Annotated in this window: 22 protein-coding genes; 8 read left to right on the top strand and 14 right to left on the bottom strand. The window is 49.2% G+C overall.

Annotated elements, in window-relative coordinates:
- Positions 1 to 23: 23 nt before the first annotated feature.
- Positions 24 to 755, bottom strand: coding sequence for a 30S ribosomal protein S2 (gene rpsB, locus PSI9734_RS01935; RefSeq protein WP_173919425.1), 732 nt, complete (start codon positions 753 to 755; stop codon positions 24 to 26).
- 267 nt (positions 756 to 1022) lie between these two features.
- Here rpsB and map point away from each other — a divergent pair, with 267 nt between their 5' ends.
- Genes map through dapD form a run of 3 tightly spaced genes read left to right on the top strand, consistent with a single transcriptional unit; the run spans position 1023 to position 5288 of the window.
- Positions 1023 to 1817, top strand: a complete 795-nt coding sequence (gene map / locus PSI9734_RS01930) for a type I methionyl aminopeptidase (RefSeq protein ID WP_173919424.1) — start codon at positions 1023 to 1025, stop codon at positions 1815 to 1817.
- Positions 1817 to 4432 (top strand): [protein-PII] uridylyltransferase, encoded by a 2616-nt coding sequence (gene glnD, locus PSI9734_RS01925; RefSeq protein ID WP_173919423.1) that lies wholly within the window; start codon positions 1817 to 1819, stop codon positions 4430 to 4432. Before map ends, glnD begins: the two co-directional genes overlap by 1 nt.
- Before the next feature lie 28 nt (positions 4433 to 4460).
- Positions 4461 to 5288: a 2,3,4,5-tetrahydropyridine-2,6-dicarboxylate N-succinyltransferase gene (gene dapD, locus PSI9734_RS01920; protein WP_173919422.1), complete on the top strand. Its 828-nt coding sequence runs from the start codon at positions 4461 to 4463 to the stop codon at positions 5286 to 5288.
- On the opposite strand, the gene truC is transcribed toward dapD, so the two are convergent.
- A complete protein-coding gene (gene truC / locus PSI9734_RS01915; RefSeq protein ID WP_173919421.1) occupies positions 5275 to 5985 on the bottom strand; it encodes a tRNA pseudouridine(65) synthase TruC in 711 nt (236 codons plus the stop codon). The two genes, dapD and truC, sit on opposite strands and share 14 nt — an antisense overlap.
- Positions 5978 to 6322, bottom strand: a complete 345-nt coding sequence (locus tag PSI9734_RS01910; protein ID WP_173919420.1) for a YqcC family protein — start codon at positions 6320 to 6322, stop codon at positions 5978 to 5980. Before PSI9734_RS01910 ends, truC begins: the two co-directional genes overlap by 8 nt.
- A 73-nt stretch (positions 6323 to 6395) precedes the next feature.
- Between PSI9734_RS01910 and PSI9734_RS01905 the strand changes: the two genes are divergently transcribed.
- Both PSI9734_RS01905 and PSI9734_RS01900 read left to right on the top strand, forming a co-directional pair.
- Positions 6396 to 7421 (top strand): DUF3549 family protein, encoded by a 1026-nt coding sequence (locus PSI9734_RS01905; RefSeq protein ID WP_173919419.1) that lies wholly within the window; start codon positions 6396 to 6398, stop codon positions 7419 to 7421.
- Positions 7422 to 7730, top strand: coding sequence for a DUF3301 domain-containing protein (locus PSI9734_RS01900; RefSeq protein ID WP_217420743.1), 309 nt, complete (start codon positions 7422 to 7424; stop codon positions 7728 to 7730).
- Here the strand turns inward: PSI9734_RS01900 and PSI9734_RS01895 are convergent.
- The 3 genes from PSI9734_RS01895 to PSI9734_RS01885 are packed head-to-tail and all read right to left on the bottom strand — an operon-like array spanning position 7727 to position 9348.
- Positions 7727 to 8053 (bottom strand): Mpo1-like protein, encoded by a 327-nt coding sequence (locus PSI9734_RS01895; protein ID WP_173919418.1) that lies wholly within the window; start codon positions 8051 to 8053, stop codon positions 7727 to 7729. The two genes, PSI9734_RS01900 and PSI9734_RS01895, sit on opposite strands and share 4 nt — an antisense overlap.
- Positions 8046 to 8720: a GNAT family N-acetyltransferase gene (locus PSI9734_RS01890; RefSeq protein WP_173919417.1), complete on the bottom strand. Its 675-nt coding sequence runs from the start codon at positions 8718 to 8720 to the stop codon at positions 8046 to 8048. Before PSI9734_RS01890 ends, PSI9734_RS01895 begins: the two co-directional genes overlap by 8 nt.
- A gap of 58 nt (positions 8721 to 8778) precedes the next feature.
- Complete coding sequence (locus PSI9734_RS01885; protein ID WP_173919416.1) at positions 8779 to 9348, bottom strand: SecY-interacting protein Syd; 570 nt, start codon at positions 9346 to 9348, stop codon at positions 8779 to 8781.
- Between the two features lie 135 nt (positions 9349 to 9483).
- Here PSI9734_RS01885 and queF point away from each other — a divergent pair, with 135 nt between their 5' ends.
- Genes queF through PSI9734_RS01870 form a run of 3 tightly spaced genes read left to right on the top strand, consistent with a single transcriptional unit; the run spans position 9484 to position 12130 of the window.
- Complete coding sequence (gene queF / locus PSI9734_RS01880) at positions 9484 to 10326, top strand: NADPH-dependent 7-cyano-7-deazaguanine reductase QueF (protein WP_173919415.1); 843 nt, start codon at positions 9484 to 9486, stop codon at positions 10324 to 10326.
- 23 nt (positions 10327 to 10349) lie between these two features.
- A complete protein-coding gene (gene ppnN, locus PSI9734_RS01875) occupies positions 10350 to 11705 on the top strand; it encodes a nucleotide 5'-monophosphate nucleosidase PpnN (RefSeq protein WP_173919414.1) in 1356 nt (451 codons plus the stop codon).
- 50 nt (positions 11706 to 11755) lie between these two features.
- Positions 11756 to 12130, top strand: coding sequence for a DUF3192 domain-containing protein (locus PSI9734_RS01870; protein WP_173919413.1), 375 nt, complete (start codon positions 11756 to 11758; stop codon positions 12128 to 12130).
- A gap of 28 nt (positions 12131 to 12158) precedes the next feature.
- Here the strand turns inward: PSI9734_RS01870 and rlmM are convergent, their stop codons facing one another.
- From rlmM to PSI9734_RS01830, 8 genes are read right to left on the bottom strand one after another with little or no spacing between them, the layout of a single operon-like run.
- The gene (gene rlmM / locus PSI9734_RS01865; protein ID WP_173919412.1) at positions 12159 to 13250 is read right to left on the bottom strand and encodes a 23S rRNA (cytidine(2498)-2'-O)-methyltransferase RlmM; all 1092 of its coding nucleotides are present in this window, start codon (positions 13248 to 13250) and stop codon (positions 12159 to 12161) included.
- The gene (locus PSI9734_RS01860) at positions 13247 to 13879 is read right to left on the bottom strand and encodes an alpha/beta family hydrolase (RefSeq protein ID WP_173919411.1); all 633 of its coding nucleotides are present in this window, start codon (positions 13877 to 13879) and stop codon (positions 13247 to 13249) included. The genes rlmM and PSI9734_RS01860 overlap by 4 nt, the downstream gene beginning before the upstream one ends.
- Positions 13872 to 14771 (bottom strand): transcriptional regulator GcvA, encoded by a 900-nt coding sequence (locus PSI9734_RS01855; RefSeq protein WP_173919410.1) that lies wholly within the window; start codon positions 14769 to 14771, stop codon positions 13872 to 13874. Before PSI9734_RS01855 ends, PSI9734_RS01860 begins: the two co-directional genes overlap by 8 nt.
- Positions 14772 to 14780: 9 nt before the next feature.
- The gene (locus tag PSI9734_RS01850) at positions 14781 to 15545 is read right to left on the bottom strand and encodes an SDR family oxidoreductase (protein ID WP_173919409.1); all 765 of its coding nucleotides are present in this window, start codon (positions 15543 to 15545) and stop codon (positions 14781 to 14783) included.
- A gap of 9 nt (positions 15546 to 15554) precedes the next feature.
- Positions 15555 to 16451 carry a 3-hydroxyisobutyrate dehydrogenase gene (mmsB, locus tag PSI9734_RS01845; RefSeq protein WP_173919408.1) on the bottom strand — a complete coding sequence of 299 codons (897 nt, stop codon included), beginning with the start codon at positions 16449 to 16451 and terminating at the stop codon, positions 15555 to 15557.
- 12 nt (positions 16452 to 16463) lie between these two features.
- Positions 16464 to 17591, bottom strand: a complete 1128-nt coding sequence (locus PSI9734_RS01840) for an enoyl-CoA hydratase/isomerase family protein (RefSeq protein WP_173919407.1) — start codon at positions 17589 to 17591, stop codon at positions 16464 to 16466.
- Positions 17592 to 17615: 24 nt separating this feature from the next.
- Entirely contained in the window at positions 17616 to 18773 is a 1158-nt protein-coding gene (locus PSI9734_RS01835; protein ID WP_173919406.1) for an acyl-CoA dehydrogenase family protein, read from the bottom strand.
- Positions 18774 to 18784: 11 nt separating this feature from the next.
- Complete coding sequence (locus PSI9734_RS01830) at positions 18785 to 20284, bottom strand: CoA-acylating methylmalonate-semialdehyde dehydrogenase (protein ID WP_173919405.1); 1500 nt, start codon at positions 20282 to 20284, stop codon at positions 18785 to 18787.
- Positions 20285 to 20341: the final 57 nt, after the last annotated feature.

Raw genomic sequence — 20341 nt, 5'->3', positions numbered from 1 at the left:
TCAATTTCCTCTATTCGGATGTTTTATTCAGTTTCTTCCGCTTCTACGAAGTCGTCAGCTTTACCTTCAACACTCGCACCACGTGCGTCGTTTACAGCAGCTGCCGCAGCGTTCAAGTACAATTGTACTGCGCGGATCGCATCGTCGTTACCCGGAACTACGTAATCTACGCCGTCTGGGTTTGAGTTAGTATCAACGACTGCGATAACTGGAATCCCAAGGTTATTCGCTTCTTTGATCGCGATATGTTCGTGATCAGCATCGATAACGAATAGCACGTCTGGCAAGCCAGCCATGTTTTTGATACCGCCAAGGCTCTTTTCAAGCTTTTCCATTTCGCGGGTGTTAACCAAGGCTTCTTTCTTGGTCAACTTTTCAAACGTACCGTCTTCGCTCATTACTTCGAGCTCTTTCAGACGCTTGATTGACTGGCGAACAGTTTTCCAGTTCGTCAACATACCGCCTAACCAGCGATGGTTGACGTAGAATTGGTTACAGTTGATAGCTGCTTCTTTAACTGATTCAGCTGCTGCACGCTTAGTACCTACAAACAAGATTTTACCTTTGTTCGCAGCAACGTGTTGCAGAGAGTTCAACGCGTCGTTGAACATCGGCACAGTTTTTTCCAAGTTGATGATATGGATCTTGTTGCGAGCGCCGAAAATAAAAGGTTTCATTTTCGGGTTCCAGAAGCGGGTTTGGTGGCCGAAGTGAACACCAGCTTTGAGCATATCACGCATTGATACGTTAGCCATTTTATCTTTCCTTTTTAAGGGGTTATGCCTCCATACATCCCATAGTTCGACCCTTAGCTTACGCTTTAGGCACCCCGACCTATGTGTCGATGTATGTGTGTGGTTTAAATAAGTTAGTTTTACTGCAATCGAAATTGCGGGCGCTTTATACCATGAAAAAGCCTTCTGGCGCAAGCTTTATTGGTCTTGTCAGCGCTTCCCCGAGGGGCGGGTAAATGCTATTATACGCGGCATTATACGAGCTAAAAGATTGACACAGGAAAAGGCATGAGCATCACCATTAAAACGCCAGATGAAATTGAAAAAATGCGCGCCGCCGGTAAATTAGCAGCGTCAGTGCTAGAGATGATTGGTCCCCATGTAAAAGCTGGGGTGACCACAGCAGAACTCGACAAAATTTGTCATGACTATATTGTTGAGCATGATGCCTACCCTGCTCCACTCAACTACCATGGCTTCCCGAAGTCGGTCTGCACTTCGTTAAATCATGTTGTCTGCCACGGCATCCCTAACGATAAGCCACTTAAAGACGGCGATATCATGAATTTAGACGTCACCGTAAAGCTTAACGGTTACCATGGCGACACCTCGAAAATGTTTGTCGTTGGTGAGCCAAGCATTTTGGCTGAACGGTTGATGCGTGTCACCCAAGAGTCGTTGTACAAAGCGATTGAAATGGTGCGACCTGGTATTCACATTGGCGACTTTGCGGCGGTGATTCAAAAGTATGCCGAAAAGCATGGTTATTCCATTGTACGCGAATACTGCGGTCACGGTATCGGTGCGGTTTTTCACGAAGAGCCACAAATTTTGCACTATGGTAGTGCCGGTACCGGGGATGTTCTCCAACCAGGCATGTGCTTTACCATTGAACCTATGGTTAACGCTGGAAAACGCCAAACCAAGCTGATGCGCGACGGCTGGACAGTACTGACAAAAGATCGCAGTTTAAGTGCCCAGTGGGAACATACGCTGTTAGTCACCGAGTCTGGCGTTGAAGTTCTCACACTACGCAGCGATGAGGACTTTCCACGCGTTATCGAGCATGCGGACGCCTCGTAATGACCGCGTCAGTGGCAGGTATCGAATGGCCCACGCCGCTCGACATTAGTAGTGGCCGCGACTGTTTAGAGCGTTACCAGCGCTGGTCCGCCGAAGCCTTTGTGACCGCCGACATTGAAAGCCTACTGACCGATCGAAGCACATTTATCGACGAGTTGCTGCAGCGCCTATGGCAGCAGCTCGGTTTTGACGCTACTGAACTGGCGCTGGTTGCCGTCGGGGGCTATGGCCGCGGCACACTCCACCCGCACTCGGACATCGATCTGTTATTTCTACATAGCGAACCTTTAGACCAGGCAGCCAAAGCGGCCATCTCCAGCATGGTGCAGATGCTTTGGGACCTGCGGCTTGACGTTGGTCATAGCGTTCGTACGCTCGCCGACTGTGAGCGCGAAGCCGCCGCCGACACCAGTGTTGCAACGAGCTTGCTCGAGCAACGCTTCATCAGCGGCAATGCCGACCTGGAGCAAGGCTTACGCCAGTTAATTCACAATCGCTTCCCATGGACCAGCGATCAGTTCTACCACGCCAAACTCGGTGAACAACGTAACCGCCATCAGCAATTTCATGGCACCTCGTATAACCTCGAACCCAATATTAAAAGCAGCCCCGGCGGCTTGCGAGATATCCAGACCATCGGTTGGATCGCCAAGCGTCACTTTCACACACAAAGTGACGAGAGTCTGGTGCAATACAATTACATTAGTGCAGCCGAATTATTAGAATTGCGCGAGTGTCAGGAGTTTCTTTGGCGTATCCGCTTTGCACTGCATTTAGAAGCCGACAAAAAAGAAGACCGACTGCTGTTCGATCATCAACCGGCAGTCGCTGCGCGCATGGGCTATGAAGGCAAAGGTAAAGCTGCTGTCGAAGCCATGATGAAAGACTATTTTAACGCGGTCGTTGATGTCAGTGAGCTTAACGACATGCTGTTGCAGTTCTTTGCACAAACAATTTTAAGTAGCGCCAAAGATCTTAACAGCTTTACCATTGATGCCAACTTCAAAGTACTTGGCCAGAGCATTGCGGCACAAAGCGATAACGTGTTCGCCGATTCCGAGCATTTATTAGAGCTGTTTTTAGCCATCGCCGAACACCCTGAAATTGGCTATATTCGCGCCCATACGATTCGCTTATTACGCAACGCACGCCGTGAGCTGCAAGCCCCTTTAAGTGATGAGCCCCGCTGCCGCGAGCTGTTTATGCAATTGCTGCGACACCCTCATGGGTGTGGTTTAGCCTTCGAATTGATGCACCGCCATAAAGTTCTTGCCCACTATTTACCCCAGTGGGCACAAATTGTCGGTCAGATGCAGTTTGATTTGTTTCACGCGTACACGGTCGACGAACATACCTTTAGATTGGTTCGTAATCTCTATCGGTACACTACCGACTTAGGCGCAGAAGAGTTTCCGCTATGCGCCAGCATTGTTGAGGAAATGCAGCAACCAGAGTTGCTTTATTTAGCCGGTATTTTCCACGACATCGCCAAGGGTCGTGGTGGTGATCACTCAGAACTTGGCGAGCTTGATGCACAAAACTTTGGCCTACAACATGGGCTAGCAGAGGCAGACACTGACCTCGTTGCTTGGTTGGTACGTCACCATCTTGACATGTCCGTCACAGCCCAGAAACGCGATATCCATGATCCAGAAGTTATCAAAGAGTTTGCCGAGTTAGTCGGTGACCTGCAGCATTTAGACTACCTCTATTGCCTTACGGTGGCTGATATTCGTGCCACTAATAACAGCCTTTGGAACAACTGGAAGGCCACGCTTTTAGAAAATTTGTATATGGCCACCAAGAGCTACCTGCAGCAGCAACAGCCTTCACCGCAACGCGAGATGCGGCAGCGAATTCATGAACACCAAGCCCATGCCATGGCACTCCTTTTAAGTGCCGGCTTCGAGGCGCAGCATGTGCAAGAGTTATGGTCGCGTTTCACCGCTGATTACTTTCTAAGGCATCAGCCGGAACAAATCGCTTGGCATTCCCAATATATTATTGCTGTAAGCGATGACGAGTTACTGCCGTTAATTTTGGTTGGCGATGAAAACCGTCAAGGCACGACTGAACTATTTATTTATCATTTGGAGCACGAGCATCTATTCGCTGAAGTCGCCGCCGTGCTGGAGCATCAAAATTTAAGTATTCATGATGCACAAATTCTTGCCACCCGCGATGGCTTTGTCATGGATACTTTTGTGGTGCTGCAAGACGACGGTGAGCCACTCACCGATGCCCGTCATATTGAGCGACTCAAGCAAGAATTACATGATGTCTTACGCGGTCGACGTGCTGCACCGAGTACGCAACGCCGCTTGCCGCGACGTTTGCGTAGCTTTAATGTCACTACCAAAGTTGAGTTTATGCCTTCGCGCAATGCGCGACGCACTACGTTCGAGCTCACTGCCCTTGACCGGCCTGGGCTAGTGGCGCAAGTGGCGCGTGTATTACAGCAGCTCGACTTAAACATTCTTACGGCTAAAATTTCCACCGTTGGCGAACAAGCCGAAGACTTATTTATTGTCGCTACGGAAGCCAACACGGCCCTAACCGAGGCGCAGTGCACGACCTTACGTGAACGAATTAAAACCATGCTGGATGACGCATAGCCAGCACTCTATTGGCAAAGGAACCGAAATGACAGAGTTACAACAACGCATTGAAGCTGCGTTCGCGCAGCGTGATGAACTTTCCCCCAAGCAGGTACCCGCGCAACTGCGCCAAGACCTAGACCAAGTTATTGGCGCTATCGACAGTGGTCAGTTACGTGTTGCTGAAAAACAAGGCAATGATTGGGTCGTTAATGAATGGCTGAAAAAAGCTGTGTTGTTGTCGTTTCGAATAAATGACAATCACCTGATGAACGGCGGTGAAACACGTTTCTTTGACAAGGTCGACAGTAAGTTTATTGGCTATGACGATGCCCGTTTTCGGGCCGAAGGCATACGGGTTGTGCCACCGGCGATGGTACGTAAAGGCGCCTTTATCGACCGCAATGTGGTGCTCATGCCTTCTTATGTAAATATTGGTGCTTATATAGGTGCAGGAACCATGGTCGACACCTGGGCAACCGTTGGTTCTTGTGCGCAAATCGGTACCAATGTGCACTTGTCGGGCGGTGTCGGCATTGGTGGTGTGTTAGAACCATTACAAGCTACGCCAACGATTATTGAAGATGATTGCTTTATTGGCGCGCGCTCAGAAATTGTCGAAGGTGTTATTGTCGAGCAAGGCGCAGTCATCTCCATGGGCGTTTACATTGGCCAAAGTACGCGCATCTTTGATCGCGAAAGCGGTGAAATTCATTATGGTCGAGTTCCGGCAGGCGCCGTAGTCGTGCCCGGCTCGTTACCAAGCGCTGACGGCAGTCACAGCCTTTATGCTGCGATAATAGTGAAAAAAGTTGACGCGCAAACCCGTGCCAAAGTGGGTATTAACGAATTACTTCGTGCTACCGACCCTTAAAGGCGCGTAACAGCTCTGCTGGGACCGGAAGCTCGATGCGTACGGTCTCATTTTCATGTGGGTGCTGAAACTCAAGGCGGGTCGCGGCCAATAATAACCGGTGACAATCAAAATGCTCTCGGAAAAAACGATTATGTCGCCCATCACCATGATTGGTATCGCCAATAATTGGATGGCGTAAATGCGACATATGACGGCGCAACTGATGCTTCCGACCTGTTTGCGGGTGCAGGTGCATTAACGAGTAGCGTGAGGTTGCATGCTTTTTGCTGACCGCATAAGGAAGTTCGATCTGAGCTAAGCACTCATAGTCGGTTATCGCTGGTTGTGCTTCTTTGTCTTGATCAGCAAGCTTGTCGGCAATTTTATCAAGTTCTTCACGCAGCGGATAATCAAGGCGTCCATCGCCAAGATACCCACGCACAACCGCATGGTAGCTTTTGCCAACTTGCCGCTCGGTAAATGCGGCGGTCATAAGCCGCGCTGTTTCAACGTTTTTTGCGAACAATAAGATACCAGAAGTGGGACGGTCTAACCGGTGCACTGGGTACACGCGCTGGCCAATTTGATCCCGTACCCGCTGTAGCGCGAATTCCGTTGCTTCTTTCGCCAACCAGCTTCGATGAACCAACAGCCCGCTAGGTTTATCAATCGCAATTAAATGTTCGTCTTCAAAAGCGACGGTTAGATCAGACATCTTCCGCCAAAGGATCGGTACCACTTAAAACGATATCAAACTCACGTAAGATACTAATCAACCCTTCATGATTTTCTAAGTCATCACGATAAACATGAGTTGCCATCGGGCTTACCGCAATGTTCTGTGGTAACGGATGCTCGCCATCAATAATATCCCACATGCGCGGCACCATAATGAACTGTAGCCACTGATGAAAATCAAGTTTGTCGATGGCAAACGGTTCGCTACTTTGTAGCTCATGCGGCGCTGGGTACTCACTTTGCCATAATCCCAGGCCATTCAATTCGGTTTCGATTCGCTCGAGCAAACGTGCAGCACGTTGTCGTTGGTCCATTACTACCTCCACGACCATTTAATCGTTATAATGGCGCACATCTTTCAGCAAAATGAAGCGCGATGCAAGTTTAATGAGTCTATCTACGTTAACGCAGTTACTTAATGAAGGCCAAAGCACCTACGTTTGTTATGATCTAGGCCGTTTGGTACAACCTATCAGCAACGACGACTTTGCCGCCATTGAGCAGCAACAGCAACCTTACCCTTACCCGGTGCAAGGCCATGCCTGTTTCGCCATTGTATTTTGGCCAAAGTTAGCAACCACCGAGCAAGATCCCTACCTATGGTTTTTAAAGTTTCCCGTTGATGAGCGCGGTCTACTTGAACAAAGCACCGTGCAGGAATTTATTACGCAAGTGATCACCCTATTGGGGCAACAGGTCACCCATGCGTTAAGTGCTGAGCAAGAGAAACAACTTCAGCAAAGCCCCTACTTATTTACGCCAACGGAAGCCAAGCGCGCCGCGTTACATGCGAAATTAAGTTTGCGTTGGCAGCGATCGCCGTCCATTCACTTTGAACTGGCCCAAACCGCCCTGCAAGAACCTAAGCATTGGCAGCAAGTTGGTGTTCAAGGGCTGCATGATGTCTGTACTCGACTCGAAAGTTTACCTGAGAGTGCACAGGCAATTGCCAACTCTTTTAGCCAATACCCAGCGCCACTTCGTCAAGCGCTCGCTATTGCGCTCGAGCATCAACAGCTTCCAGCTGAACTGAGCGCAACTTTTGCCGCTGACATACAGCAACACAGCGCCAGTGACGCACGCGCAGACTTATTACGCAGCCTTGCCCGACAGCCACTTACTCCGCAACTCGTCGCCGCCATCGAACACGTGTTGGCACAGCCGAGCAGTGACGAAGTCATTATTTGCTGTGCCCGCTTATGGGAGGCTTTCGATCCTCTTGCGCAGCCGTCGGTTTCCCTAGAATTGTTGCTAGACGCTGTGGCAACGCAAGAGCCTGCGGTGTTTGCCGCACTCATCACCGATCTATTGCGGTTGCCTAACCTACGCCCCCATGTTTTAGTGATGTTGCGTCGCGATGACCTATCGCAGCAGTTGCGCCAAGCCTGGCAGACGTTTACCGGAGCAAATTAAGTGGTTTTATTTGACGCTATTTTATTAATCGCCATTGGCTTTGTCGGGCTACTATTCTGGCAGGGACGGCGCCAAGCGGAGTTAGCGCGAGTGCACGCTAAACGCTATTGTGAACAGCATCAATTACAATTTCTCGATATTGCTTGGCAAGGCGGACGCCTGGCCAAGCGCGGGCGCCATATCGGCTGGAAAAGTCACTATCAATTTGCCTTCAGTAGCGATCGTGAGAGTCGCTATGAAGGCGATCTACAGATGCTTAACTTGCGTTTGTTGGCCATCGAAACGCCGGCCTATCGACTGCCCGATTAATGCTTAGAGCCGCCGAGTCGGCGTTGTAAAAATTCGAAGTACATAACCCAGTCGCCCCAAAGTGAATACCATGGATGCTTAAAGGTTGCTGGCTTGTTGTGTTGAAAGAAAAAATGGCCAACCCAGGCAAACCCATACCCGACCACCGGTATCGCAATCAGCCACCACCATTGCTGCGTCAATACCACAGCGGCTAATATCACCAGCACAAGACTGCTACCTATGTAGTGCATGGCACGGCATTGGGGGTTCGAATGCTCGACTAAATAGTACGGATAAAACTCCCGAAAAGAGCTAAATGAACTAGGCATTTCTTTAGCCATGGGCGGCTACCTCCGAGTTAGCCGTGCTTGCCGCTGCTGACGTCTGGCAGAAGTAGAGCTCACCGCTGATCTCACCAATGGCGAGCGAACACACCCGTTGGTAATTATGCTGCAGGAATAGCTGTTTGTGATGAGGCTGAGTAATAAGCACTGCAATACCTTGCGAGCTAGGCTCATCTGCAAGTGCTTGCTCTGCCGCACGCACAAGTACATCGCCCCAACCTTGTTGCTGATAAATCGGGTTCACCGCAATAAAGGCCAGCATATGATAATGTTTTAGCCCCAACTCGTCCGCGATAGCAGCCTGAATTTTTTCTTCCTTGGCAACCAGCTGTTTGGTGCTGACATAACCTGCGGTTAGCAACATTTTTAACCGCCAATGCCAATAGCGCCCAGGGCCAAAGCTTTTACCAGGTTCAGTCAAGCACGCAACACCAAGTAAACTCTGCCCGGAAAACACCCCTATCATTGGTTGTTTGGCTTCCCAAAAGGCGGCCAGTTCTTCGCGAATCGCTGCTCGTAGGCGCTTTTCATAGTCCGCTTTGTCGGCTTGAAAAAGCGCCATCAACAAGGCATCGTCATGATAGGCCTGATACAGCAAAGACGCCGCTAGCTTTAGTTCTTCAGCGACTAAATAACGAATTTCACCGGTCTTTTTCGTGGTCATGCCAACCTCTGTGTTTGTTGCTCCGCTGCACAGATTTGCAACGTTCAATGCATACAAACTAGCCGATTGACGTCTCCTTTTCTACCACTCTTGGGGTACTTTTTGACAAAAACTCAGCGAGCGACGTTGCTAACACCTCATGTTGGGGTTGCCCGACAAATTCCAGCCCTACTTCACCCGTACTGTTGTCTAGTGAGATCAGCAGATCATCTGACTCCTCTGCGAGCCCTAGAAACAACGTTATTGGCTGTTTTAACCTGCGCTTCATCAACACATGCCCTGCTTGATTAGCTAACATTCGTTCAGCATCATCGTCGCCATGCAAGTGCAGAAGCCATAATGGGTGTTGCTGCCAAAACACTGCCAGGTCTGCACTGAACCAACGTGAAAAGTAAGCTTTAAAATCGTCGTGGAAAGGTTCTTCTAGGGCATTCATTAGGTCACTAAAGTCTAACCCTTGCTGTTGCATCACCGGCTGCCACTCAACCCAATCATCTGCGGCTACTGCGCCTTTATAGATGGGCGCCTGCCATGTGTCGTTGGCTTCGGTCATCAAAGGCACTTGAGCTGCTTCATAGGCATCAACGTAGCGGGTTATTAAATCGTCTAAGGCGGTGGTGATCGTCATTCGTCATACTCACGTAAAGGGGGTGGCGTAACCTTCCCACAAGCTAGCATCTTCAAGCCAGCAAATGGTACACTAGGCGACTGGCTGGGGAAGGCTCTGGTCAATTGTTTAAGTGTAACAAGGTAAACCAACGTAATGAAGCAAACTCCTGCAGATCATCCACTTGCCCACCTCGAATTAGGTCAAGCAACCGACTACCCTGAGCATTACGACGCCAATTTATTAAAAGCCGTGCCAAGACAACTCAACCGCACGCCTATAGGTCTTAAGCAAGGTGTCGCTTTACCTTTCCACGGCACAGATTACTGGACTGGCTATGAATTATCGTGGTTACAGCCAAATGGCTTGCCACAGGTGGCGATGGGATATTTCTCAGTGCCCTGCAGTAGTGCTAACTTGATCGAGTCAAAATCATTTAAGCTTTACCTCAACAGCTTTAACGCCAGCCAGTGGCAAAGTTGGCAAGACGTTGAAAAAGCCTTACAACATGACCTTAGTGATTGTGCCGCGGCGCCAGTTAAGGTACAACTAGTAGGGCTTGATGACTCTGAGCATGCCATAGGACACTGGCCGGCCGAGTCGATAGATGATAGTCAGGTGGCCATTGAGCACTATCACTATGCGCCTGAACTATTAAAGCACGACAGTGAACAGCGAGTTACTGAGCAACTAAGCAGTCACCTACTGAAATCGAACTGCTTAATCACCAACCAGCCAGACTGGGGCTCACTCTACATTCACTATCAGGGACGAAAGATTGATCGAGCAGCATTATTGCGCTACATCGTTTCCTTCCGTAACCATAATGAATTCCATGAACAATGCGTTGAACGTATTTTTATGGATCTAACTCAGCGTCTCGACATCGACAAATTAACGGTGTTCGCACGCTATACCAGACGCGGTGGACTAGATATCAATCCATTCCGCTCAAATTTTGAAACGGCTCCGACGATGACACGATTGAGCCGTCAGTAAGAACAAGAAGAAAAGGAAATTGAATGAAAATTACTATTTCTCCACGCGGTAGCATGAGTTTGCTTTCGCAGTTGGAAATTGACCGTTTACAACAATCAAGTGATGAAGAACTTTATCGTTTATTCCGTAATTGCTGCCTTGCCGTACTTAACGCGGGCAGTAAAACAGACAGCAGTGAAGAGATTTTCGATAAATACAAAGACTTTGACGTTAATGTTTTGAAATGTGAGCGTGGCGTACAGCTTGAGTTAATCAACCCGCCAGCAGAAGCCTTTGTCGATGGTAAGCTCATTGTCGGTATGCAAGAGCTCGTCGAAGCCGTGTTACGCGATATTCTGTTTACCGGCGAGCGCTATCACGCGCAAACATTAGATTCTGCGGACACCCACACGCTCACGCATGTGGTATTCGATATTTTGCGTAACGCGCAAGTTGTACAGCCTAACCTTGACCCAAATATTATTGTTTGTTGGGGCGGCCACTCCATTAATGAAACCGAGTACAAGTACACCAAAGAAGTCGGTTACCATCTTGGCCTACGCAGTCTAAATATTTGTACCGGTTGTGGCCCGGGTGCCATGAAAGGGCCCATGAAAGGTGCCACCATCGGCCACGCCAAGCAGCGTATCCCTGATGGTCGTTACTTGGGCTTCACTGAACCCGGTATTATTGCCGCTGAGCCACCTAACCCAATCGTCAACGAATTGGTGATTCTGCCCGATATCGAAAAGCGCCTTGAGGCCTTTGTTCGTTGCGCCCACGGTATTGTGATTTTCCCAGGTGGCGCAGGTACCGCCGAAGAACTGCTGTATATTCTCGGTATTTTAATGCACCCCGCCAACGAACGCCAAGTGTTCCCAATTGTGCTTACGGGCCCTGAGAGTAGTAAGGGATACTTCGACGCCATCGATGATTTTATTGTGGCTACTTTGGGCGAGGAAGCGCGTAAGCTCTACACCATTATTATTGACGATCCGGTAACCGTTGCCCGGCACATGTGCGACAGCACCAATGAAGTCAAAGAATACCGCCGTGCAACAGGTGACTCGTATTGCTTTAACTGGACTCTGCATATTGATGAGCCATTCCAGCGGCCGTTCAGTCCAACCCATGAAAGTGTTGCCTCGCTTAATCTGCATCGCGATCAAGAGCCACAGTTGTTGGCCGCTGATCTGCGTCGCGCGTTCTCAGCAATTGTTGCCGGTAACGTGAAAGACGAAGGCATTCGTGCAATTCGCGCCCATGGTGTGTTCGAAATTCATGGCGAACAAGAGATGATGCGGAAACTCGACGTGTTGTTGAAGGCGTTCGTCGAACAAGGCCGGATGAAACTGCCTGGTTCGGTATATCATCCTTGTTACCGAGTCATTACCGACTAAAAACAGTCGGTCAAACTATGAAATAAGTGCGGATCAAGTGAGGCGCTGATATGTCAAAAATGATGAAAATTATTCTGATTGGGTTTGTCATTTATTTGGCAGCAACAGCGCTGATCTTGGCCATCTACCAGGCTGATCCTGACAATATGAGCTGGCAGGAACGGGAAACCTTTAATTTGAAGCAAATTGGCCGCTTAGACCTGGGCATTCCGAAAGAAGATATCATTCGGTTGTTAGGTTCACCTGATATTAGCGAAGCCAAATCAACTGCGACGGGTGAAGAGGTTTTAGTACTGTTCTATCGCACTCATCATGTTAAGTCTGATGGCATAACCACCCGCGATGAATGTACGCCTTTGTTATTTAAAAACGGCTCCCTCATTGCTTGGGGAGCCGATGCTTATCAAGATTACCAAGACTTTTAAACACCAACTTACGGTGTCTTAGTCAGCTTTAGACACCACGAATATGAACGGTAATTTCCTCTCGGTCGTGGTAAAGCTGCTTTGCTTGCACTTCAAAACGACCACGGCCTTGCTCGGCAAGCGTCTGTTTAATTTTCTCCATGTACTCGGCCACTGCCGCATAACGGCGCTTCATCGGCAATTTTAAGTTAAAAATAGCCTCTTCGCAGTCACCATCAAGAATCCAACCGGTCATTAACTCGCCAACCCGTGCCGGCTTCTCGACCATGTCGCACACCAACCAAGTAACATTTTTCTTTTTCGGTCGGTATTTAAAACCATCTTCCTTGATATGTTTGACCTGCCCAGTATCCATCAAGCTTTCTGCCATCGGACCATTGTCGACGGCTTGCACCATCATACCTCGGCGTACTAACTGATAGGTCCAGCCGCCCGGCGCTGCGCCTAAGTCAACGGCATTCATGCCTGAACTAATACGTGCCTCGCGTTCATGTGCCGGCACAAATACTTGAAAAGCCTCGTCTAATTTTAACGTTGAACGACTCGGTGCATCGCTTGGTGCACGCAAACGTGGTATTCCCATCAACCAAGGCGATTGGTTAAAGCTAAACGAAAAACCAATCACCACATGGCGACTCGATAGAAAGAATGCGTGCAACGTCGGGCGCCGGTCACTTTCCTTGGTGGTCATCCAGCCTGCTTTACGTAAGCCTTGACGCAATGGCACGGTAAATTTACGGCAGAATTTAGATAACTCTTTACCGTCATTGGTATCTGGTGTTTCAACACGTAACTCCCCCGCCGGCTTAATGCCACCAAAGGTTTCTTGTATACCTTCATCGAGCAACGCCAACTGCACCGCAGAAACACGGTCTTCACTGGGTAAATCGTCCACCTCAGCTAGAATCGCAATAAATTGGCGAGTAAATATCAGCTCATTCAAGACTAGTTTTTTCGCTAAATGCTCTGCTTCTTCCGCGGCACAGCGATAGATCACATAACCTTGTTGTGCTTTGGTTTGACAGTAGCCAAAGCTACCATGCACTGCCGTTTTGTCTTGTAGCTCGGCCGCACAGTCACTCTCGAAACCTGGCCGGCAGTAGGCTAATAATCCACTCATGTCTTCTCCAAAATAAACGTACGTACTTTATCAATGGCGTCTTGCCATAAGGCTCTACGCTCGAGTCCGCTACGTTTGGTTGGCTCAAAACTATGATCACCATAGTTAAGCCAGTGTAGTTCAATTGATTCGGGCAATGGGTAGGTCGCAACTTCTGCGGGTTTACCAAAGCCATCACGCTCGCCTTGTATAATGAGATTGGCGGCGCAATGATTCACTAAATCATTGACGCGTAATTTATCGGGTTTGCCTACCGGGTGAAACGGAAAGCCAAGCGCAATCGCTGCAACCGCACCTACATCATCAGCTAACCGAAACGCCACGCGCGATCCTAACGACTTCCCCATCAGCACCAATGGCTTATTATCATCAAACTGTTCGACCACGGTACGCATCGAATGCTCGAGTTGTGGCATTGGGTTAGGAGGGCGTCGTACGCCCGTGTCCATAAACTTCTGCCAATAAGGAAAGTTGAAGCGCACAACTTCAATATCATTCATCGCCAGTCCCAGCGCAATGTATTGCATGAAATCGCTTTGTAGACCTGCGCCAGCTCCGTGGGCAAAAATGACTCGCACCGAACCTTCAGGGTTATCTCGGTGAACCGCCACACGCTGTGAATCATTCATAGGCGTCTTCTTCCTCTTCGACCACCTCTAGTAGCCAATTCCGAAAGGTGGCGATTTTACCTATTTCTGACTGAGAGTCACGACAAACTAGGTAAAATGATTTTTCCCGCGGTAAGGCTTCGGGGAAAATTTGAATCAGATGACCTGCATCCATTTCCGGTTTCACCAGCACATTATTCGCTAAAGCTATGCCTTGGCCGTGAACTGCCGCCTTTAAAGCAAGGTTCGAGTGACTAAAAATGGGGCCATTATCACCTTTGTTTTTATCAATCCCGACCAATTTAAACCAGTCTTTCCAGGCGTTGCGTGTTTCATCGTGCAATAACGTATGGTTCAGAAGATCTTTAGGCTCACGCAATGGTTTTGCGCCGTTCAATAGTAGTGGCGAACAGACAGGTAAAAGATATTCGTTGTGAAGTTTATAGGCCTTTAAGCCCGGCCATTTACCCGCACCGTAATAAATTGCGACGTCTACGTCGTCGGTCAGAGAGCCGTCCACCTCGTCAACCGCGCGAATGCGTACATCAATTTCCGGACAGGCTTCATGGAAGCGGCTTAAGCGGGGTACGAACCATAAAATAGCAAAGCTTGGGGGCAAACTAATGGTTAATGAACCTCGCTCTGAGGCACTCTTGAGGCGCTCGGTCGCCTGCACTAGGTGATCAAAAATTTCTTTTAGTTCAAGGTAGTATGTTTGGCCTTCGGGGGTAAGCAACAACGAACGGTTGCGCCGAATGAAAAGCTTTACCCCCAGAAAATCCTCTAACCCTTTCACTTGGTGACTGACCGCAGCCTGCGTCACAAACAATTCATCCGCAGCGCGCGTGAAACTCAGGTGCCGAGCCGCCGCTTCAAAAGCTTTTAGCGCATTTAATGGGGGTAATTTTCGCATCGTTACTCGTTAAAGTCGGACGCCTCCGTCAATTTCGAGTACACGTCCACTGAAAAAGTCATTTTCAATAATATAGCGCGCACTGTGCGCAATTTCATCTGGTTGTCCCCAACGACGTAAAGGTACCATGCTTAGTGCACGTTCAATCGCCTCTGGTTTCATTTGCGCAGTCATTGGGGTTTCGATGAAGCCCGGCGCGATTGCACCACAACGAATTCCGAAACGGCCTAACTCACGCGCCCAGGTTACAGTCATCGCTACGACGCCCGCTTTCGTAGCAGAGTAGTTAGTCTGCCCCATATTGCCGGCTCTTGCCACGCTAGAAATGTTAATAATAACACCGCCGTTGCCTGCTTTAGCCATATGCGCCGCGGCTTCACGACCACACAAGAAACTCCCCGTTAGGTTTACATCGAGCACCGATTGAAACTGTTGTAGGGGCATTTTTTGGGTGATTTCACCGTCTTTGCACTTGATTAGTAAGCCGTCGCGCAAAATACCAGCGTTATTAACCAAAACATTGATACCACCGAAGTCTGTGTTAATCGCTTCAAACACTTCTTCCACGGCAGCTTCGTCCGTAACGTTTGCCACGTAACCCTGTACTTTCTTAGCACCTTTAGCGCTACAGATTTGCTCGGCTTCGCTTAAGGTTTCTTGGTTCATATCAATCAACGCTAAGGCTGCACCTGCCGCTGCAAAATGCTCTGCCATGGCGCGGCCAAGGCCTTGAGCACCACCAGTAATCACGATCGTACTAGAGGAAATATCCATTGTTTGCTCCTACTTTTTCGTTTGCGGCGTAACATACTTGAAAATACTCGAGAAGTCTTCTCGACCATGCCCCAGTTGCGACCAGCTCCGATAGAGATTCAAGGTTAGTGAACCCATCGGTGTCGCTGCACCGCTGCGCAACGCAGCTTGCTGCGCTAAGCCCAAGTCTTTTGCCATTAGATCAACTAAGAAACCACCTTGATAGTCGTTGCTTGACGGCACCCCTTCCATAACGTCAGGACACGGGTTATACACCTCGAGCGTCCAATTACGGCCCGAGCTTTGCAACATAATTTCCGACAGCACTTTGGCATCAAGGCCATGCGCAATACCCAACTGCAGCGCTTCTGACGTACCTGCCATTAACACCGAAAGCAGCATGTTATTGCAGATTTTCGCCACTTGTCCCGCACCAACATCACCGGCACGAAAAACATTTTTACCCATCGCATTAAGCACGTCGCGCGCTGCATCCACTGCACTTTCGCGACCGCCACAAATAAAGGTCAAGGTACCCGCTTTCGCACCGCCAACGCCGCCAGAAACCGGCGCATCGATAAAGCTGATACCCCGCTCGGCAAGTTCCGCCCCGACTTTTCGTGCGGTCTCGGCACTAATAGTGCTGCAGTCGATGACTAAAGTTTGCTTAGCTAGTTGCGTTTGCAAGCCATCGCTACCTAAGTAAACACCTTCAACATGGTGATCAGCAGGTAACATCGAAATCACAAAATCAGCGCCTTTGGTCACCTCGCCAACATCGCTTGCCACCGCGCAGCCGGCTTCTTGGGCCTGAGCTAAAGCGGCCTCCGAAAGGTCAAACACGGTTACTTGATGTCCGGCTTTCACTAGGTTGGCCGCCATCGGCCCGCCCATGTTACCTAATCCAATAAATCCTACTGTAGCCATAAAATTACCTTTTTATGAGTGCCCTAAATCAGCCAACGGATGCTCGTCTTGCGACCACGGCGAGGTGAAAAAGCCGTCGACGTCTGCAGCTGGAACTTCGGCTACAGAAGCATGTTGCCAATTAGGTTGTTTGTCTTTATCGATCAGTAAAGCACGAATTCCTTCGGCGAAATCGCCACGCGTTGCGCATTTTACTGACAAGGTTAATTCCAAACGGAAGCAGTCCGCCAGTGGCAAATCTTTGCCGAAATGTAGCTGATTCCAGACAATATGAGCTGTCATAGGGCAGCCGTTGGCGAGCGTTTTACTTGCACGGCTCAGCCATTTATCGTCGGTTTCGAGACCTGTAATTGCTGCCGTAACTGCACTGATATCATCACCGGAAGTGAGTTCTTTAATCAGTTCATGGTGCGGTTCAACCTGCCCGGCCGGACGATGTTTGCTGTCGGTTGCGCCAATTTGGGCAAATACATCAGTCACTTTTTGCTGGTTTAAGCTGGCGGTTTCACCCCACTGCAGGTCAAGCAATGCCGACAACACTTGGTCTTTGCTCGAACTGGCAACAAAATGATCTGCTAATTTCAGGAACAATGCATCGCTGGCATTGATCTGTGCGCCTGTTAAACCTAGAAACAATCCGCAGCCTTGAGGCATCTGATTCAAGAAGTGCGTTGCCCCAACATCTGGGTATAAACCGATGGTAATTTCCGGCATCGCCAGCAATGAACGTTCGGTCACCACACGGTGACTCGCGCCATTCATTAAGCCCATTCCGCCGCCCATTACAATGCCATCGCCCCAAAGTACAAAAGGCTTGGGGTAACTTTGAATGGTGTAATCTAAACGGTATTCTTGACTGAAAAAATCAGCGACTTCGTCAACTAGCTCGCCTGGTTGATCGCGCATGGCGTTGTACATAGCGACAATATCGCCCCCAGCACAAAAAGCCTTTTCACCAGCCCCTTCCAACCATACGCAGGCAATATCAGGGTCACCTGCCCAAGCATCAAGCTGCGGTTGGAGTAACTGAATCATCTCCAAGCTCAACGCATTCAACGACTTTTCTGAATTCAAACGGGCGATACCAAGACGTTTACCAGAAGCGGTATGCCGTTCTTCAAACTCAACCACATTTGTCATGATAAATCCTTGTGGGTTACACAGTTAAATAATGGCACGGTCGATATCGGCCAATAAACGACGGCCAATGATCACTCGCATAATTTCATTCGTTCCTTCGAGTATCTGATGCACACGAACGTCACGAACGTGCCGTTCTAGTGGGTACTCTTTGATATAGCCATAGCCGCCGTGCAACTGCAAAGCTTCGTTACAAACTTGGAAACCGACATCAGTGGCAAAGCGTTTCGCCATGGCACAATACGTGGTTTTGTCGGCATCGTTGGTGTCAACTTTAAAGGCAGCCAAGCGAACCATCTGACGTGCTGCAACAAGTTCGGTTGCCATGTCAGCTAGCTTAAATTGAAGCGCCTGAAAGTGCCCCAACTCTTTACCAAACTGAGTGCGCTCCGTCATATAGTTGCGAGTGGTATCGAGCGCTGCTTGTGCAGTACCTACCGAGCAAACGGCAATATTAATACGACCGCCATCAAGTCCCATCATTGCGAACTTAAAGCCTTCGCCTTCGGCACCGAGCAGGTTTTGCGCAGGAATACGAACGTCTTCAAAGGTAACAAGACGAGTTGGTTGCGCGTTCCAACCCATTTTGGCTTCTTTCTTACCGTAACTAATACCTTCAGCATCGGCCGGTACGACAAACGCTGAAATACCTTTAGGCCCGGCTTCGCCGGTGCGCGCCATCACCACCAGCACATCAGTGCTACCGGCTCCTGAGATAAACATTTTTGAGCCATTGAGTACGTACTCGTCGCCGTCTTTCTTAGCGGTTGTACGTAAGCTTGCCGCATCTGAGCCGGCGCCAGGCTCGGTTAGGCAATAAGACCCAAGCTTCTCGCCGGTGACCAGCTCTGGCACCCACTGCTCGATAACTTCTGGTGTCGCAAATGACCCTATCATCCACGAAACCATATTATGGATCGTCATCATCGCTGTGGTGGCCGTGCAGCCCGCCGCCAGTTGCTCAAAAATTAAGGCTGAGTCGAGTCGGCTCATACCGAAACCGCCCGCCTCTTCTGGCGTGTACATACCCATAAAGCCCATTTCACCGGCTTTGCGGAACACTTCAATTGGAAAATGAGCCGTTTCGTCCCATTCTGCCGCATAAGGTGCTAATTCTTTCTCGGCGAAAGCCTTTGCGGTATCCACAAAGGCTTGTTGGTCGTCAGTTAAGTTGAAATCCATAGGGCACCTCGTTACTTCAAGTTGATGGTCATATTAGGACCACTGGCATCGGCGATATCGCTTTCGAACCAACGCGCAGTAACGGTTTTGGTTTCACTGTAGAAACGCACTCCTTGCTTACCATACGCATGCAAGTCACCAAAGAACGAGCCTTTCCAGCCAGTAAAGGAGAAGAACGGTAACGGTACCGGAATTGGAATATTAATACCTACTTGGCCAACTTCTACTTCGTGTTGATACTTGCGTGCAGCTGCGCCACTGGCGGTGAACATCGAGGTTCCGTTGCCAAATGGGTTCGCATTCACCATTGCAATAGCTTCTTCTAATGTATCTGTACTGGTCGCACACAAAACTGGACCAAATATTTCGTTTTTATAAATTTCCATGTCGGTGGTGACATCGCTAAACATGGTTGGTCCAACCCAGTTGCCGTTCGGGAAGCCTTCAACCTCACAGTCGCGACCATCAACCAGCAGCGTTGCGCCTTCGTCTTGACCTTGCTTGATGTAGTTTTCCACACGTTGTTTCGCTTGCGGGCTAATCAACGGACCATAGGCAGCGTTTTCATCGTTCCACGCACCAGGTCGTACTTTTTTCAATTCCGCGGCAATTTCTGGAATCCACTCTTTCGCAGCGCCGACAAAAACAGCAACGGAAATCGCCATGCAACGTTGGCCAGCGGCACCTACCGAGGCGCCAACCAAGTTACTGATCACCTGGCTCTTGTTCGCATCAGGCATAATCACGCAGTGGTTTTTAGCGCCAGCAAAGGCTTGAACGCGTTTCATGTTTTCTGTACCACGGCGATAAATATATTGGCCTACAGGAACCGAACCAACAAATGAGATAGCGCGTATCGCTGGCTCATCAAGAATAAAGTCTACTTGCTCTTTCGCGCCGTGAATTACCTGTAGCACACCCTTAGGCGCCCCCGCCTGTTCAAACAGTTCGACTAAGCGCGTAGGCGTTAATGGATCTTGTTCCGATGGCTTCAAGATAAAGGTGTTACCACAAGCGATTGCCAGCGGGAACATCCATAGTGGAATCATCGCGGGGAAGTTAAACGGGGTGATACCCGCACAGACGCCTAGCGGCTGCGTATAGCTGTAGGTATCAATACGACGCGCGACATTCTCTACTGTCTCACCCATCATCAATGATGGAATATTGGCGGCATGCTCAACCACTTCAATACCACGCCAAACGTCGCCCTTGGCATCATCAAAGGTTTTGCCAGTTTCGCTTGCTAAGATTTCAGCGATTTCTTCTTGGTGCTCTTTCAGCAGCGCTTGATAACGCATCATTACCCGCGCACGCTCAGAAACAGGGGTTTCTTTCCATGTCAAAAACGCTTGCTTCGCGCTTGCAACTGCTGCGTCCATTTCTGCTTGGGTGGCACAAGGAGTTTGTGCAATTACTTCTTGAGTTGCGGGGTTGGTGACATCAATCCATTGTGTTGTCTTTGATTGAACGAACTCACCATCAATATAAAGTGGAACTTGCTTAGTCATAAGAAATACCTCGTTGAACAGACTAATGATTTTTATGGCTCGTATTTAAGCATTGAA

Origin of the sequence: Pseudidiomarina piscicola, assembly GCF_902806985.1 — a bacterium.
Classification (GTDB): Bacteria; Pseudomonadota; Gammaproteobacteria; order Enterobacterales; family Alteromonadaceae; genus Pseudidiomarina; species Pseudidiomarina piscicola.
This window is presented reverse-complemented; position numbering and strand designations above follow the sequence as displayed.